General features: G+C 60.7%; 18 protein-coding genes. 13 read left to right on the top strand and 5 right to left on the bottom strand.

All coding sequences use genetic code 11. The features are described from left to right. Window positions 1–107: 107 nt before the first annotated feature. From purL to WBK23_RS06170, 3 genes are all read left to right on the top strand, one after another. Window positions 108–4004 carry a phosphoribosylformylglycinamidine synthase gene (gene purL / locus WBK23_RS06180; RefSeq protein ID WP_424483083.1) on the top strand — a complete coding sequence of 1299 codons (3897 nt, stop codon included), beginning with the start codon at window positions 108–110 and terminating at the stop codon, window positions 4002–4004. Between the two features lie 18 nt (window positions 4005–4022). Next, entirely contained in the window at window positions 4023–4292 is a 270-nt protein-coding gene (locus WBK23_RS06175; RefSeq protein ID WP_424483082.1) for a CDGSH iron-sulfur domain-containing protein, read from the top strand. A 169-nt stretch (window positions 4293–4461) separates the two neighbouring features. Beyond that, on the top strand, window positions 4462–4779 hold the full coding sequence (locus WBK23_RS06170; RefSeq protein WP_424483081.1) for an NGG1p interacting factor NIF3: 318 nt from the start codon (window positions 4462–4464) through the stop codon (window positions 4777–4779). Window positions 4780–4987: 208 nt separating this feature from the next. Here the strand turns inward: WBK23_RS06170 and WBK23_RS06165 are convergent, their stop codons facing one another. Together WBK23_RS06165 and WBK23_RS06160 are read right to left on the bottom strand one after the other, a co-directional pair. Next, a complete protein-coding gene (locus WBK23_RS06165; RefSeq protein WP_424483080.1) occupies window positions 4988–5491 on the bottom strand; it encodes a L,D-transpeptidase family protein in 504 nt (167 codons plus the stop codon). A 15-nt stretch (window positions 5492–5506) separates the two neighbouring features. After that, window positions 5507–6064 (bottom strand): NUDIX hydrolase, encoded by a 558-nt coding sequence (locus tag WBK23_RS06160; RefSeq protein WP_424483079.1) that lies wholly within the window; start codon window positions 6062–6064, stop codon window positions 5507–5509. A gap of 169 nt (window positions 6065–6233) precedes the next feature. On the opposite strand from WBK23_RS06160, the gene WBK23_RS06155 reads away from it, so the two are divergent. The 5 genes from WBK23_RS06155 to WBK23_RS06135 are packed head-to-tail and all read left to right on the top strand — an operon-like array spanning window position 6234 to window position 9529. Then, the gene (locus tag WBK23_RS06155) at window positions 6234–6839 is read left to right on the top strand and encodes a CoA pyrophosphatase (protein WP_424483078.1); all 606 of its coding nucleotides are present in this window, start codon (window positions 6234–6236) and stop codon (window positions 6837–6839) included. 22 nt (window positions 6840–6861) lie between these two features. Beyond that, window positions 6862–7386 carry a gamma carbonic anhydrase family protein gene (locus tag WBK23_RS06150; protein ID WP_424483077.1) on the top strand — a complete coding sequence of 175 codons (525 nt, stop codon included), beginning with the start codon at window positions 6862–6864 and terminating at the stop codon, window positions 7384–7386. Further along, entirely contained in the window at window positions 7386–7577 is a 192-nt protein-coding gene (locus WBK23_RS06145; RefSeq protein WP_424483076.1) for a DUF1289 domain-containing protein, read from the top strand. Before WBK23_RS06150 ends, WBK23_RS06145 begins: the two co-directional genes overlap by 1 nt. 33 nt (window positions 7578–7610) lie before the next feature. Further along, the gene (gene purT, locus WBK23_RS06140; protein ID WP_424483075.1) at window positions 7611–8792 is read left to right on the top strand and encodes a formate-dependent phosphoribosylglycinamide formyltransferase; all 1182 of its coding nucleotides are present in this window, start codon (window positions 7611–7613) and stop codon (window positions 8790–8792) included. After that, window positions 8789–9529, top strand: coding sequence for an SGNH/GDSL hydrolase family protein (locus tag WBK23_RS06135; protein ID WP_424483074.1), 741 nt, complete (start codon window positions 8789–8791; stop codon window positions 9527–9529). Before purT ends, WBK23_RS06135 begins: the two co-directional genes overlap by 4 nt. Here WBK23_RS06135 and WBK23_RS06130 read toward each other — a convergent pair. Both WBK23_RS06130 and WBK23_RS06125 read right to left on the bottom strand, forming a co-directional pair. Continuing rightward, window positions 9495–10784 (bottom strand): HlyC/CorC family transporter, encoded by a 1290-nt coding sequence (locus tag WBK23_RS06130; RefSeq protein ID WP_424483073.1) that lies wholly within the window; start codon window positions 10782–10784, stop codon window positions 9495–9497. The two genes, WBK23_RS06135 and WBK23_RS06130, sit on opposite strands and share 35 nt — an antisense overlap. Window positions 10785–10801: 17 nt before the next feature. Further along, complete coding sequence (locus WBK23_RS06125) at window positions 10802–11602, bottom strand: cytochrome C assembly family protein (RefSeq protein WP_424483072.1); 801 nt, start codon at window positions 11600–11602, stop codon at window positions 10802–10804. Window positions 11603–11758: 156 nt separating this feature from the next. Between WBK23_RS06125 and ffh the strand changes: the two genes are divergently transcribed. The 5 genes from ffh (at window position 11759) to rplS (ending at window position 15328) form a co-directional block, all read left to right on the top strand. Continuing rightward, window positions 11759–13132, top strand: coding sequence for a signal recognition particle protein (gene ffh, locus WBK23_RS06120; RefSeq protein WP_424483071.1), 1374 nt, complete (start codon window positions 11759–11761; stop codon window positions 13130–13132). Window positions 13133–13385: 253 nt separating this feature from the next. After that, entirely contained in the window at window positions 13386–13637 is a 252-nt protein-coding gene (gene rpsP / locus WBK23_RS06115) for a 30S ribosomal protein S16 (RefSeq protein WP_090239277.1), read from the top strand. Window positions 13638–13642: 5 nt separating this feature from the next. After that, entirely contained in the window at window positions 13643–14179 is a 537-nt protein-coding gene (gene rimM, locus WBK23_RS06110) for a ribosome maturation factor RimM (protein WP_424483070.1), read from the top strand. A gap of 5 nt (window positions 14180–14184) precedes the next feature. Continuing rightward, window positions 14185–14937 carry a tRNA (guanosine(37)-N1)-methyltransferase TrmD gene (gene trmD, locus WBK23_RS06105; RefSeq protein ID WP_424483069.1) on the top strand — a complete coding sequence of 251 codons (753 nt, stop codon included), beginning with the start codon at window positions 14185–14187 and terminating at the stop codon, window positions 14935–14937. 40 nt (window positions 14938–14977) lie between these two features. Next, complete coding sequence (gene rplS, locus WBK23_RS06100) at window positions 14978–15328, top strand: 50S ribosomal protein L19 (RefSeq protein ID WP_108486694.1); 351 nt, start codon at window positions 14978–14980, stop codon at window positions 15326–15328. Window positions 15329–15411: 83 nt separating this feature from the next. Here the strand turns inward: rplS and WBK23_RS06095 are convergent, their stop codons facing one another. Further along, complete coding sequence (locus tag WBK23_RS06095; protein WP_424483068.1) at window positions 15412–16089, bottom strand: hypothetical protein; 678 nt, start codon at window positions 16087–16089, stop codon at window positions 15412–15414. Between the last annotated feature and the right edge of the window lie 108 nt (window positions 16090–16197).

Genomic DNA, 16197 nt, shown 5'->3' with positions numbered 1-16197 from the left:
TACTGCGTTTGGCTCGCGTTATTGCTGGCCGCCACGGGTGTCGTCGGCAACGCTTTAGGCTAGAATGCACGGCCTCAAAGTACACCCCTTCCCAGAGGCTGTCCCCGATGTTGATCCTGCGCGGCGCTCCCGCCCTTTCTGCTTTTCGCCACGGTAAATTGCTTGAGCAACTGACCAGCAAAGTCCCCGCTGTGACTGGGCTGTATGCCGAGTTTGCGCATTTTGCCGAAGTGACCGGCGTGCTCCAGGCCGACGAAGAGCAGGTATTGGCCCGTTTGCTGAAGTACGGCCCGAGTGTGCCGGTGCAGGAGCCAAGTGGCCGCCTGTTCCTGACCATTCCGCGTTTTGGCACTATTTCGCCCTGGTCGAGCAAGGCCAGTGACATCGCGCGCAACTGCGGCCTGGCGAAGGTTCAGCGGATCGAACGGGGTCTGGCCTACTACGTCGGTGGCGAGTTGAATGCCGCCGAGGCGCAGCAGGTGGCCGATGTGCTGCATGACCGCATGACCCAGCTGGTGCTGGATAACCTGGAAGGCGCTGCAGCGCTGTTCAGCCACGCGCAGCCCAAGCCGCTGACTGCGGTCGATGTGCTGGGTGGCGGCCGCGCCGCGCTGGAAAAGGCCAACGTCGAAATGGGCCTGGCCCTGGCCGAAGACGAAGTCGACTACCTGGTGACCAGCTTCAACGCTCTGGGGCGCAACCCCCACGACATCGAACTGATGATGTTTGCCCAGGCCAACTCTGAGCACTGCCGCCACAAGATCTTCAATGCCAGCTGGGATATCGATGGCGAGAGCCAGGAGAAATCCCTGTTCGGCATGATCAAGAACACCTACCAGATGCACAGCGAAGGCGTGTTGTCCGCTTATAAGGACAACGCCTCGGTGATCGTTGGCAGTGTGGCTGGGCGTTTCTTCCCGGACCCTGAGACCCGCCAGTACGGCGCGACCCAGGAGCCCGTGCATATCCTGATGAAGGTGGAAACCCACAACCACCCGACGGCCATCTCGCCGTTCTCCGGTGCTTCCACCGGTTCCGGTGGCGAGATTCGCGACGAAGGTGCCACCGGTCGAGGTGCCAAGCCGAAGGCGGGGCTGACCGGTTTCACTGTGTCCAACCTGAACATCCCCGGTTTCGAGCAGCCTTGGGAAGTGCCTTACGGCAAGCCCGAGCGCATCGTTACCGCGCTGGATATCATGATCGAAGGCCCGCTGGGCGGCGCGGCGTTCAACAACGAATTCGGCCGTCCGGCTCTGGCCGGCTACTTCCGCACCTTCGAGCAGGCGATCCAGACCCCGCGCGGTGAAGAAGTACGGGGTTACCACAAGCCGATCATGCTCGCCGGCGGCATGGGCAATATCCGTGCAGATCACGTGCAGAAGGCCGAGATCACCGTGGGCGCCAAGCTGATCGTGCTCGGCGGCCCAGCCATGCTGATCGGCCTGGGCGGCGGTGCCGCTTCGTCGGTCGCCACCGGTGCCAGCTCGGCTGACCTGGATTTCGCCTCGGTACAGCGCGAAAACCCGGAAATGGAACGCCGTTGCCAAGAGGTCATCGACCGTTGCTGGCAGCTGGGTGACAACAACCCCATCGCCTTTATCCACGACGTCGGTGCCGGTGGTATTTCCAACGCCTTCCCGGAGCTGGTCAACGACGGTGGCCGCGGTGGCCGCTTCGAGCTGCGCAACGTGCCCAACGACGAGCCGGGCATGGCCCCGCACGAGATCTGGAGCAACGAGTCCCAGGAACGTTACGTGCTGGCCGTCAGTGCCGTCGATTTCGAGCGTTTCAAGGCGATCTGTGAGCGCGAGCGTTGCCCGTTCGCGGTAGTCGGCGAGGCCACCGAAGAAGCCCACCTGACCGTGACTGACAGCCACTTCGCCAACACCCCGGTGGACATGCCGCTGGAAGTGCTGCTCGGCAAGCCGCCGCGCATGCACCGTTCGGCCACTCGTGAAAGTGAGCTGGGCGATGACTTCGATGCCAGCGCCCTGGCCATCGACGAAGCCGTGACCCGCGTACTGCATCACCCGGCCGTGGCCAGCAAGAGCTTCCTGATCACCATCGGCGATCGCACCATCACCGGTCTGGTTGCCCGCGACCAGATGGTTGGCCCGTGGCAGGTACCGGTGGCCGATTGCGCCGTGACCGCCACCAGCTTCGACGTTTACAGCGGTGAAGCCATGGCCATGGGCGAGCGCACGCCGCTGGCGCTGCTGGACGCTGCGGCGTCCGGGCGCATGGCGATTGGCGAAACCCTGACCAATCTGGCCGCGTCGCGCATCGAGAAGATGTCTGATATCAAGCTGTCCGCCAACTGGATGGCCGCTGCTGGCCACCCGGGTGAAGACGCGCGGCTGTACGACACCGTGAAAGCGGTCGGCATGCAGCTGTGCCCGGAGCTGGGCATCACCATCCCGGTGGGCAAGGACTCGATGTCGATGAAAACCCAGTGGACGGACGCGGGCACGGACAAGAGCGTGACCTCGCCGCTGTCATTGGTTGTGACCGGTTTTGCTCCGGTCAGCGATATCCGCAAGACCCTGACCCCGCAACTGCGCATGGACAAGGGCGAAACCGACCTGATCCTGATCGACCTCGGTCGCGGGCAGAACCGCCTGGGTGCCTCGATCCTCACCCAGGTGTACGGCAAGCTTGGCACCCAGGCACCGGATGTGGATGACGCCGAAGACCTCAAGGCCTTCTTCGCGGTGATCCAGGGCCTCAACGCCGACGGTCATATCCTCGCTTATCACGACCGTTCCGACGGTGGCCTGCTGGTCACTGCGCTGGAAATGGCCTTCGCCGGTCATTGCGGCCTCAACCTGTTCCTCGATGCCTTGGCCGATAACAGCGCTGAGCTGGCCGCCGTGCTGTTCAACGAAGAGCTGGGTGCAGTTATCCAGGTGCATCAGGACGCGACGCCGGAAGTGTTGGCACAGTTCAGCGCTGCGGGTCTGGGCGACTGCGTGGCGGTGATCGGTCAGCCGGTCAACAGCGACGACGTGGCGATCAGCTTCAACGGCCAGCCGGTATTTGGCGGTCAGCGTCGCTTGCTGCAGCGCCAGTGGGCGCAAACCAGCTACCAGATCCAGCGTCTGCGCGACAACGTGCAGTGCGCCGAGCAGGAATTCGACACGATCCTCGACGAGGACAATCCGGGCCTGTCGGCCAAGCTCAGCTTCGACGTCAATCAGGACATCAGCGCGCCGTACATCCGTAAGGGCGTGCGTCCGCAGATCGCCGTGCTGCGTGAGCAGGGCGTCAACGGTCAGGTGGAAATGGCCGCGGCCTTCGACCGCGCCGGTTTCAACGCGATCGACGTGCACATGAGTGACATCCTCAGCGGCCGCGTCAGCCTGGAAGAATTCAAAGGTCTGGTCGCCTGTGGCGGCTTCTCCTACGGTGACGTGCTGGGTGCCGGCGAAGGCTGGGCCAAGTCGATTCTGTTCAACGCCCGTGCCCGTGATGGCTTCCAAGCCTTCTTCGAGCGCAAGGACAGCTTCAGCCTGGGCGTGTGCAACGGCTGCCAGATGATGAGTAATCTGCACGAGCTGATCCCTGGTACCGAGTTCTGGCCGCACTTTGTGCGCAACCGTTCGGAGCAGTTCGAAGCGCGCGTGGCCATGGTTCAGGTGCAGGAGTCGGCGTCGATCTTCCTGCGTGGTATGGCCGGTTCGCGTATGCCGATCGCCATCGCTCACGGCGAGGGCCATGCCGAGTTCGAGAACGAAGAAGCTCTGCTCGAAGCCGATCTGTCTGGCTGCGTAGCGATGCGCTTTATCGACAACCACGGCAAGGTCACCGAAACCTACCCGGCCAACCCCAACGGTTCGCCGCGCGGGATTACCGGTCTGACCAGCCGTGACGGTCGCGTGACCATCATGATGCCGCACCCGGAGCGGGTATTCCGCGCCGTGCAGAACTCCTGGAAACCAGACGACTGGCAGGAAGATGCCGGCTGGCTGCGGATGTTCCGCAACGCTCGCGTGTGGGTGGATTGATCCAGTTGGCGCGGGATTATGTTGGATAAGCCCGCGCCGATCCTGCCCGAGGTGCGCCAGGTCAAACCTGGCGATACTTTGCTGCTGTGCCGCTGCGGGCGTTCGCCCCAGCTTCCCGATTGTTCTACTGGCTGTTCTGCCGGATTGCACGTACTGCCGCAACGCGAGCAGTTTCTGCTGCTGTGCCGCTGTGGCCAATCACAATGCCTGCCGTACTGCGATGGCAGCCATAACCGCCCGGTTAATGGCCTCAAGACGCGTTGGCTGCGGTTTTTCCGTGGTTTTTAGTGTCTGCCAGCTATGCTGATTGGCTCAGCGTGGCTGAACGCCGTGCGCATTATTGGGTCATAGACTGCAACTGTGATGAAGGCCGCGTACTGCGGATAAGGCAAAGTGCCATTATCTTGTGGCATCATTCTTGGACTGTTTTCTATCAGTCTTGCCGGCGGAGACTTCGATGTACAAGCTGTGTTTTTACGTGCCTGAAACTCATCTGGATGTGGTCAAAAGCGCCATTTTTGCTGCTGGCGGCGGTCGCATCGGCCAGTATGAGCAATGCTGCTGGCAGACCCTCGGGCAGGGGCAGTTCAAGGCGCTGGAAGGCAGTCAGCCGTTTATCGGCCAGCCTGGGCGGCTTGAGCAGTTGGCTGAGTGGAAGGTCGAGATGGTGGTGGCTGACGAGCTGATCCACGACGCGGTCAAGGCCATGAAGACGGCCCATCCCTATGACATGCCGGCCTTCGACGTGTGGCGCCTGTCGGATATCCAGTTCTGAGGGCCTGCAAAAGTCTGCTGCGCGTCGGCCCTGCTGCGTTATAAACAGGCTCGGAATGCTCATTTACAGCTCGTAAACTCCGCTTCCTCGCCTGTTTTTGCCTTGCATGGCTCTAGCTCGCGAGACTTTGAATAGACTCTGAAATTTCTGCATAAAAAGGCACCCTTGCGGTGCATTTTTATCTACGTGGTTTATGCATTTGGCTGCTTTACGGCCTGATTTCGATCAGGGTGCCGTCCTTGACCACTGCCCAGATCTCGCGCATGTCGATGTTGCGCATGGCGATGCAGCCTTCGGTCCAGTCCAGGGTGTGGAACATCCACTCGGGGTATTCCTCATCCAGCGGCGTGCCGTGAATCATGATCATGCCGCCTGCCGATACGCCGCTCTTGCGCGCCTGTGCCTGGTCGCGAGCATTCGGGTAGGAGATGTGCATCGACAGGTTGTAGTTCTCGCTGGGCTTGCGCCAGTCGATCCAATAGAAGCCTTCCGGGGTGCGCAGGTCGCCTTCGCGTTGTTTCGCCCCTTTAGGTTTCTTGCCTAGGGAGATGCGATAGGACTTGAGGGTGTTGCCACGGCTGATCAGGTGCAGCTTGCGTTCAGACTTGACCACCAACACCTTGTCGATGATTTTGCCCTTGAGGGTCGGCGTGGTGCTGGCGGGAGCCGCCAGGGTAACGGTCAGGCAGAGTAGGGCGAACAACCAGCGCATCGTATGTCCCGTGAATCAAAAGGCTTTCTTGTAATGTGCGCGCAAGGCTTCAAGCGGCTCGTTGCGAACCGGAAAGTGCTGTTGCACGCGGTCGGCGAAGTAGCATTCTAAGGTACGCCCGATGGTCGGGAAAGCCAGCTCTGACCAGGGGACATCCTGCTCATCGAATAGCTGCACCTCGAGGCTTTCTTCCCCGGGGTGAAAGTCCAGGTCGACCAGCTCGGCGCGAAACAGCATGTACACCTGATTGATATGCGGCAGGTCGAACAGGGTATAAAGGCTGAGGTTGCGCACCCGCGCACAGGCTTCCTCCTCGGTTTCGCGGGCGGCGGCCTGTTCCAGGGTTTCGCCGTTTTCCATAAAGCCGGCGGGCAGGGTCCAGTAGCCACGCCGCGGCTCGATGGCGCGGCGGCACAGCAGCACTTGCTCGCCCCACACGGGCAGGCAGCCGGCGATGATTCGCGGGTTCTGATAGTGGATGGTCTGGCACTGCCCGCACACATGGCGCAACCGGTTATCACCCGCTGGGATGAGCTGGCTGATAGGGCTGCCACAGTTGCTACAGAACTTCATGCCGGGTCCTCGTTGCGTGAGGCTTATCTTGGCGCGCTGGCGGCGTACTCGGCAAGCCTCTTGCGGCGGCTGCATCGACCGCCTGAATGATCGGTCTGCGGGTGCAAGGCTTTGGCTGTGCGCTGCTTTCGTGCCATTATCGGACGCAGAATAAAGACCGAGAATCCCCATGCTGGACGAGCTGCTCCATCGTATGCGTGGCTATAGCCCGCACCCGCTGCAGACCGACAAGCGTTACCCCGAGGCTGCGGTGCTGGTGCCAATTACCCGCAGCGATGAGCCGGAAGTGGTGCTGACCCTGCGCGCCAGCGGCTTGTCCACTCACGGTGGCGAGGTGGCCTTTCCCGGTGGCCGGCGTGATCCGGAAGACCCCGATCTGATTCACACCGCGCTGCGCGAAGCCGAAGAAGAAATTGGCTTGCCGCCGGGCCTGGTCGAAGTGATCGGGCCGCTCAGCACGTTGGTCTCGCGCCACGGTATTCAAGTCACGCCGTATGTGGGGCTGGTGCCGGATTTCGTCGACTATCAACCGAACGATGGTGAGATTGCCGCGGTGTTTGCCGTGCCGCTGGCGTTCTTTCGCGATGATCCGCGGGAAACCACCCACCGTATCGACTACCTCGGGCGCAGCTGGTACGTGCCGAGCTACCGCTATGGCGAATATAAAATCTGGGGGCTGACGGCGATCATGCTGGTCGAGCTGGTCAACCTGGCCTACGACGATGCGTGCATCGATATGCATCAGCCGCCCGAGCATTTCATCAAGCTCACATGACTGTGGGATGAGGACCGAATTAATGAAATACCGCCTGGGCCAGTCCCGTGTCGACGTTCATCCAGACAGCTGGGTCGCGCCCAATGCCACCCTGGTGGGCAAGGTCAAATTGGAGCCGGGGGCCAGCGTCTGGTTTAACGCCGTGCTGCGCGGCGACAACGAGCTGATTCATATCGGCGAGAACAGCAATGTGCAGGATGGCACGGTGATGCATACCGATATGGGCTTCCCGCTGGCCATTGGCAAGGGTGTGACCATCGGCCACAACGCCATGCTGCATGGCTGCTCGGTGGGCGATTACAGCCTTATCGGCATCAATGCCGTGGTGCTCAATGGCGCGAAAATCGGCAAGTACTGCATCATCGGGGCCAATAGCCTGATCGGTGAAGGCAAGGAAATTCCCGATGGCTCGCTGGTCATGGGCTCGCCCGGCAAGGTGGTGCGTGAGTTGAACGAGGCGCAGAAGAAGATGCTTGAAGCCAGCGCCGCCCATTACGTGCACAACGCCCAGCGCTATGCCCGTGACCTGGCCGAGCAGGACGACTGATGCAAGCGCAAGAGCGTCCGGTCGCCTCGCCCTGCGTGCATATCTGTGCGCTGGACGATGACGATATCTGCATCGGCTGCCAACGCTCGGTGGCCGAAATCACCCGCTGGAGTCGCATGGACAACACCGAGCGCCGTGAGGTGCTGGTGCTCTGCCATGAGCGCGCGAAAGCCAAAGGCGTGCTGCTGTAGCACACGCTTTATCAACCAGTTTGAGGAAAACCCATGCCCCGTATCGGAACCCCATTGTCGCCGAGTGCGACCCGTGTGCTGCTGTGTGGCTCTGGCGAGCTGGGCAAGGAGGTGGTGATCGAGCTGCAGCGCCTCGGCGTTGAAGTGATCGCCGTGGACCGCTATGCCAATGCCCCAGCGATGCAGGTGGCGCATCGTAGTCATGTGATCAATATGCTCGATGGCGACGCGCTGCGGGCGGTGATCGAGCTGGAGCAGCCGCACTACATAGTTCCGGAAATCGAAGCCATCGCCACCGCGACTCTGGTCGAGCTGGAGAATGAAGGTTTTACCGTCATCCCCAGCGCCCGCGCCGCGCAGCTGACCATGAACCGCGAAGGTATTCGCCGTCTGGCCGCCGAAGAGCTGGGCCTGCCGACTTCGCCCTATCGCTTTGCCGATTCCCTCGAAGAGTGCCGTGCGGCGGTCGAGGCGATTGGTTTCCCCTGTCTGATCAAGCCAATCATGAGCTCCTCGGGCAAGGGCCAGTCGGTGCTGAAAAGCCTGGACGATCTGCAGGCTGCCTGGGATTACGCCCAGGCCGGTGGCCGTGCCGGAAAAGGCCGGGTGATTGTCGAGGGCTTTATCGATTTCGACTATGAGATCGCCCTGCTCACCGTGCGCCACAGCGGCGGTACCACCTTCTGTGCGCCGGTCGGCCACCGTCAGGTCAAAGGTGATTATCAGGAGTCCTGGCAGCCGCAGCCGATGAGCGCCAAGGCCCAGGCCGAAGCCGAGCGCATTGCCTTGGCGGTCACCGGCTCGCTGGGTGGACGCGGTCTGTTTGGCGTCGAGTTGTTCGTCAAGGGCGATCAGGTGTGGTTCTGCGAGATTTCGCCGCGCCCGCACGACACGGGCCTGGTCACTCTGATTTCCCAGGATCTGTCCGAGTTTGCCCTGCATGCGCGGGCGATTCTCGGTTTGCCGATTCCGGCGATTCGCCAGCTCGGCCCGTCGGCTTCTGCGGTGATATTGGTCGAGGGCGAGTCGCAGCAAGTCAGCTTCGGCAATCTGGGTGCGGCCCTGGCCGAGCCGGACACCGCCTTGCGTCTGTTCGGCAAACCCGAGGTCAGCGGCCAGCGCCGTATGGGCGTGGCCCTGGCGCGTGATGAGTCATTGCAGGCGGCGCGGGCCAAGGCCACGCGCGCGGCGCAGGCGGTCAAGGTCGAACTGTGAATGCACTGCGCAGCTATGCCTGGTGGCTAACGCTGGTGCTGTTGGCTCCAATGGTCGTGCCACAGGCTATCTGGACGCGCCGACGGGCGCTGCGCTTGCCGGTGGCGGCGGGGCCGCTGTGCGGTGTGGCTGGCGCGGATTTGCCTGGTGCACCGTTGCGCCTGCTGGTACTTGGCGAATCGACAGTGGTCGGTGTTGGCGTCAACGAATTACAGGCGGCCCTAGTCGGGCAGCTGGCCGAGGCGCTGGCGCTTCAACTGGGGCGTCCGGTTGCCTGGCAGGCCTGCGGTGAAAATGGCATCACCGCCGCGCAGGCCCATGAGCGTTTGCTGCCGCAGATGCTGGAGCAACCCTTCGACCTGGCGCTGCTGGTGTTTGGCGTCAATGACACCACCCGTCTGACCTCGTTGCCACGCTGGAGCAGCGCCTTGGGCAGCATGGCCGAGGCATTGGCGGGGCGCGGCGCTCAGGTGGCATTCAGCAGTGTTCCGCCCTTGCAGCATTTCAGCGCATTGCCCTGGCTGCTGCGGCGCTTGCTTGGTCTGCGTGCGGGATTGCTGGATACGCGCCTGCGCACGTTGGCGAGTGCCCTAGGTGCGGGGCACCACTCAGTGGAGTTGGAGTTTTCCGCGGCGTACCTGGCGCGTGACGGCTATCACCCGTCGAGCCTGGGTTATCGCGTCTGGGCGCAGGGGTTGGCGCTCAGTCTTGCACCGGCTGTTCGGCGCGAACCTTGATGGTCGCGTGCCAGACGCGCACGCTTTTCACCCGGTTTTCCGAGGATTGCAGGATTTCCAAACGATACGGGCCGATCTTCAGGCACACGGGACTGTCGGGGATGCTTTCCAGTGCTTCGGTAATCAGGCCGTTGAGCGTTTTCGGGCCATCGCAGGGCAGGTGCCAGTCCAGCGCCTTGTTCACTTCGCGGATATAGGCCGCACCATCGATCACCTGGGTGCCATCAGCCTGTGGGTGAATCTCCGGGTTGCCCTGTGCATCCGGATTGCTGAAGCCGCCGACGATCTCTTCGAGGATATCTTCCAGAGTAACGATGCCGATCACGTCGCCATATTCGTCTACGACGATGCCGATGCGGCGTTTTTGCTTCTGGAAGTTGATCAGCTGGGTCGAGAGTGGCGTGCTCTCGGGGATGAAGTAGGGTTCGTTGCAGGCGGCCAGGAGGGCGTCCTTGCTCAGCTCGTTGTGCGTCAGCAGTCGGGCAATCTGGCGCATGTGCACGATGCCTTCGATCTGGTTGATGTCACCGCGAAACACCGGCAGTCGCGTGTGCGTGGTGCTGGTCAGCTGGTTGTTGATGGTTTCGAGGTCATCATCCAGGTCGATGCCGGTCACTTCGTTGCGCGGGATCATGATGTCGTTCACCGTGACCCGCTCCAGATCGAGGATGCCGAGCAGCATGTTCTGGCGGTTTTGCGGCAGCGCCTGGCCAGAGTCGCGCACCACGCTGCGCAGTTCCTCGGTACTCAGGCTGTCACTGCTTTTCGGCGTGGGGTCGATGCCCAGCAGCCACAGTAGGCCGTTGCTGACCCAGCCAAGCAGTATCACCAAAGGGTAGAACAGCTTGAGCAACAGCAGCAACGGCAGGCTGAAGGGGTAGGCGATCATTTCCGGGCGTAAGGCGGCCAGGGTCTTGGGGGTGATTTCACCGAAAATCAGCAGCGCCAGGGTCAGGCCGATGGTGGCAATGGCAATCCCGGCTTCGCCCCAGAGCTGCAAGGCCAGTACGGTGGCAATAGAGGAGGCGAGGATGTTGACGAAGTTGTTGCCGATCAGAATGGTGCCGAGCAGGCGATCCGGGCGGCTGAGCAGCATGCTGACGCGCTTGGCACCGCGATGCCCTTCCTTGGCCAGGTGGCGCAGGCGGTAGCGGTTAAGGCTGAGAATGCCGGTTTCCGAGCTGGAAAAAAACGCCGAGCAGAGCAGCAGGAAAATCAGCAAGCCAATCAAGTAGCCGGGATGTATGTCGTCCACGTGGGATGCCTTGGCCGCTAGATGTGCAGGATGAATTCGCGGACCAGCTTGCTGCCGAAATAGGCCAGCATCAGCAGGCAGAAGCCGGCTAGGGTCCAACGAATGGCTTTATGCCCGCGCCAGCCCAGTTGATGGCGGCCCCACAGCAGCACGGCGAACACCACCCAGGCGAAGCAGGAGAGGATGGTCTTGTGCGCCAGATGCTGGGCAAACAGGTCGTTGATAAACAGCGCTCCGGAGAGCAGCGACAGCGACAACAGTACCCAGCCAGCCCAGAGGAAGCCGAACAGCAGGCTTTCCATGGTCTGCAGCGGCGGGAAGTTCTTGATCAGCCCCGAGGGATGCTTGTGCTTGAGCTGGTGGTCCTGCAGCGACAGTAGCAGCGCCTGGAACACCGCAATGGTGAGCATGCCGTAGGCGGTGATTGACAGCAGGATATGCGCGAGGATGCCCGGGGCTTCATCGATGGCCTGGGTGGTGCCACTGGGCATAAATTGGGCGAGCAGCACGGTCAGGAAGCCCAGGGGGAACAGCAATAGCAGCAGGTTTTCTACCGGGATGCGGATGCAGGCTAGCAGCGTCAGCAGAATCACCGCATAGGCAATCAGGCTGGCGGCGTTGAAGAAGTCGAGGGCCAGGCCTGTCGAGTGGTACATCTGCAGAAACAGGCTGCCGCCATGGCAGAACAGGGCGAGCGCGCCGAGCAGGATCAGCAGGCGTCTGTCGGGAGCGCTGCGCTGAGTCAGGCGCAAGCCTTGGTAGAGAGCGGCTCCGGCATACAGGCCGGCAGCGGCGAGGCTGGGTAGCAGAGGGTGCATAAATCCTTGTCAGGCAAACCCGAAAGGGGCTCAGTGTGGCATACAACCCGTAAGCCACGAAAGCGTCTGGCGGTGTCGGTGCCTCGTAGTCTTCGCTATAATCCGCGACCTGTTGCAAGCCCACCCTCGGCTCGACTGAGCCTGAAAGGAACGCGCATGTTCGAAAATCTGACTGACCGCCTCTCGCAGACCCTGCGAAATGTCACCGGCAAGGCCAAGCTGAGTGAAGACAACATCAAGGACACCCTGCGCGAAGTGCGCATGGCCTTGCTGGAAGCCGACGTGGCGCTGTCGGTGGTCAAGGACTTCGTCAACAAGGTCAAGGATCGCGCGGTCGGCACCGAGGTGTCGAAGAGCCTGACTCCAGGTCAGGCGTTCGTGAAGATCGTGCGTGCCGAGCTCGAAGAGCTGATGGGCGCGGCCAACGAAGACCTGGCGCTGAATGCGGTGCCGCCCGCCGTGGTGCTGATGGCGGGCCTGCAGGGCGCGGGCAAAACCACCACCGTTGGCAAGCTGGCGCGCTTCCTTAAAGAGCGCAAGAAGAAGACCGTGATGGTGGTGTCTGCCGACGTATACCGTCCGGCGGCGATCAAGCAACTGGAAACCCTGGCCAATGATATTGGCGTGACCTTCTTCCCCTCCGACCTCAGCCAGAAGCCGGTGGATATCGCTGAAGCGGCGATCAAGGAAGCCAAGCTCAAGTTTATTGATGTAGTGATTGTCGATACCGCCGGTCGTCTGGCTATCGATGCCGAAATGATGGCGGAGATCCAGGCACTGCACGCGGCGATCAAGCCGGTGGAAACCCTGTTCGTGGTTGACGCCATGACCGGGCAGGATGCCGCCAACACCGCCAAGGCCTTTAATGATGCGCTGCCGTTGACCGGTGTGGTGCTGACCAAGGTCGACGGCGATGCTCGCGGCGGTGCGGCGTTGTCGGTGCGTGCGATTACTGGCAAGCCGATCAAGTTTATCGGTATGGGTGAGAAGACCGAGGCGCTCGAGCCTTTCCATCCAGATCGGATTGCCTCGCGCATCCTCGGTATGGGTGACGTGCTCAGTCTGATCGAGCAGGCCGAGCAGACCCTGGATCGTGAGAAAGCCGAGAAGCTCACCAAAAAGCTGAAAAAGGGCAAGGGCTTCGATCTCGAAGACTTCCGTGATCAGCTGCAGCAGATGAAGAATATGGGCGGTCTCGGCGGCCTGATGGACAAGCTGCCGCAGATGGGTGGCGTTAATTTGGCGCAAATGGGCAATGCCCAGGGCGCGGCCGAGAAGCAGTTCAAGCAGATGGAGGCGATCATCAACTCAATGACGCCGCAGGAGCGCCGCGATCCTGATGTGATCAGCGGTTCGCGCAAGCGCCGTATCGCCATGGGTTCCGGCACCCAGGTGCAGGACATTGGTCGTCTGATCAAGCAGCACAAACAAATGCAGAAAATGATGAAGAAATTCACTGCCAAAGGCGGTATGGCCAAGATGATGCGCGGCATGGGCGGGATGATGCCGGGCGGCCTGCCAAAGATGTAAGGAATTCGCGTCGGCAGCGATGTCGGCGTAGACCCTGCTAGACAGCGGGGATTTACAGTAAACCCGCCTTTTGCGGGAGCTGATTGGCCGGTTTGGACAGCGGCCCTCTGGCAAATCTTGACTGCACGGCTTCATGCGCCTGAAAAAGCCATTTGCAAAAGTCCGGATATTCCTTAGAATATGCGGCCTTTCGGGCACCCTATGCCCGCCGTGCATTTAGATTTGCAGCACCGACTACAGGAACTATGTTCACATGCTAACGATTCGTCTTGCCCTTGGCGGCTCCAAAAAGCGCCCGTTCTACAAAATTAACGTGACCGACAGCCGTAACCCACGCGACGGTTCGCACAAAGAAGAGATCGGTTTCTTCAACCCGATCGCTCGTGGTCAGGAAGTTCGTCTGTCCGTGAAGCAAGACCGCCTGGCCCATTGGCTGAGCGTTGGCGCACAGCCTTCTGATCGTGTTGCTCAGTTGTTGAAGGACGCTGCTAAGGCTGCGGCCTGAGCAATATGAGCGCGACGCCTGTTTCTACCGATGATTTGATCGTTATCGGCAAGATCTATTCTGTACATGGCGTTCGCGGTGAAGTGAAGGTGTATTCCTTTACCGATCCTGTTGCAAACCTGTTGGAGTACAAATCCTGGACGCTTAGGCGCGAAGGCAGTGTCAAACAGGTAGAGCTGGTCAGCGGACGCGGGAGTGATAAATTCCTGGTCGCGAAGCTCAAGGGTCTCGATGACCGTGAAGAAGCGCGTCTTCTCGCTGGTTATGAGATATGTGTGCCGCGCAGCCTGTTCCCTGAGTTAACAGACGGCGAGTACTACTGGTACCAGTTGGAAGGTCTAAAGGTTATCGATCAGGCGGGGCAGTTGCTCGGCAAGATTGACCACCTGTTTGAGACCGGTGCCAACGATGTGATGGTGGTCAAACCCTGCACCGACAGCCTGGATGGTCGTGAGCGCCTATTGCCCTATACCGAGCAATGCGTGTTGTCGATTGATCTGGCCGCTGGCGAAATGCGGGTCGACTGGGATGCGGACTTCTAAGCCTGATGCCAAATCTGCGCGTTGAAGTCATTACGCTGTTCCCGGAAATGTTTGCCGCTATCAGTGATTACGGCATTACCAGCCGAGCGGTGAAGCAGGGTTTGTTGCAACTGACCTGCTGGAACCCGCGTAGCTACACCACAGACCGTCACCACACCGTGGATGATCGGCCTTTCGGCGGTGGCCCAGGCATGGTGATGAAGATCAAGCCGCTTGAAGATGCTTTGCTTGAAGCGAAGCACGCTACAGGTGGTGCGGCCAGGGTGATTTACCTGTCGCCGCAAGGTCGCCAGCTGACGCAGTCAGCAGTACGCGAACTGGCCAATGAGGAGGCGTTAATCCTAATTGCCGGTCGCTACGAAGGCATCGATGAGCGCTTTATTGAAGCGCATGTCGATGAAGAATGGTCGATTGGGGACTACGTCCTGTCCGGCGGTGAGCTGCCGGCCATGGTGCTGATCGACGCGGTAACGCGCCTTTTGCCTGGTGCATTGGGTCATGCAGACTCGGCCGAGGAGGATTCCTTTACGGATGGCCTGCTCGACTGCCCGCACTACACCCGCCCGGAGGTGTATGCGGATAAACGTGTTCCCGAAGTGTTGCTGAGTGGCAACCACGAACACATCCGGCGCTGGCGTTTGCAGCAGTCCCTTGGTCGGACCTACGAACGACGCGCCGATCTTCTGGAAAGCCGCTCGCTTTCTGGAGAAGAGAAAAAGCTGCTGGAGGAATACGTCCGCCAGCGGGACGATAGTTAATGTATCGATGACCGGCCGAGGCCTGTCTTAGGAGCGCAGCATGACCAACAAGATTATTCAGCAGCTCGAAGCTGAACAGATGGGCAAAGAGATCCCGACTTTCGCACCGGGTGACACTGTTGTTGTCCAGGTTAAAGTGAAAGAAGGCGACCGTCAGCGTCTGCAGGCGTTCGAAGGCGTTGTTATCGCCAAGCGCAACCGTGGTCTGAACAGTGCTTTCACTGTTCGTAAGATCTCCAACGGTGTTGGCGTTGAGCGTACCTTCCAGACCTACAGCCCGCTGGTTGACAGCCTGGCCGTTAAGCGTCGCGGTGACGTACGTAAAGCCAAGCTGTACTACCTGCGTGACCTGTCCGGTAAGGCAGCACGCATCAAGGAAAAACTGGGCTAAGTCTCAGCTTCCTTGTAAAAAAAGCAGCCTTCGGGCTGCTTTTTTCGTTTAACGCGGTAGGACCAGTAGGCCGCGGCAGGTCCTTACTTGTGCAGGCTGATTTTCAGAGAGGCCTGCGACAGGTCGATATCGTGCAGGCTCAGGCTGCCGAAGCTCTGTCCCGGGGAGGCTCCGGCGACGCGGATATTGTCGAAGCGCAGCTCGCCGATCGAGCTGGGCAGGCGCACATTCACCGAGCCGTCGGCATTGATCACAGAGGTCAGCTTGCTGGTGTCGTACTGCACATCCTTCATCGAGGTTTCCGCCTCAAGGCTGTTCAGTACCGGCATCACCAGCTTGCTCAGTTGGCCGACGGTACCCAGGCCGTCGCCACTGCCGGCTTGCAGAAACAGGCCTTGCAGCACATCGTCCAGACCTTGGGCGCTGACATTGCTCATTTCCATATCGGTCAGCGGGCGGAGGCCGCGCGGTGTCTCTTCCTGGCTGATCGCACTGGGTTGTGCGCGCTGAATATCGGCGCTGGCAATCTGGAACGGGCTGAGCAGGGCGGCGACCAGGGTTGCCGCCAGGCGCAGGTTGCTCTGCTTGCTCAGGGCCTTTTTCAGCTGGCGTTCGCTCAGCCAGCCTTGCTCGATCAGGATCTCGCCCAGGCGCTTCTGGCTGGTGAGCTGCAGTTGAATGGCAGCATCCAGCTGGCCGCGGTTAATCAGTCCCTTGTTGATCAGTATCTGACCAAGACGTGAATGCTGTTGGCTGGACATCGCGTGGGCCCATTGTGCTGTAGTGGCGTGGTGCAATCATGGTCTGCAAATGGGCATCTGTCACCCACCCAAAGATAGGGTGACGTGCCTTCTAAGTCTTTGTAGCTC

The organism is Pseudomonas sp., from assembly GCF_049653025.1.
Lineage (GTDB): Bacteria > Pseudomonadota > Gammaproteobacteria > Pseudomonadales > Pseudomonadaceae > Aquipseudomonas.
Note: the sequence above shows the minus strand (reverse complement) of the source record. Positions and strands in the feature narration are given on the sequence as shown.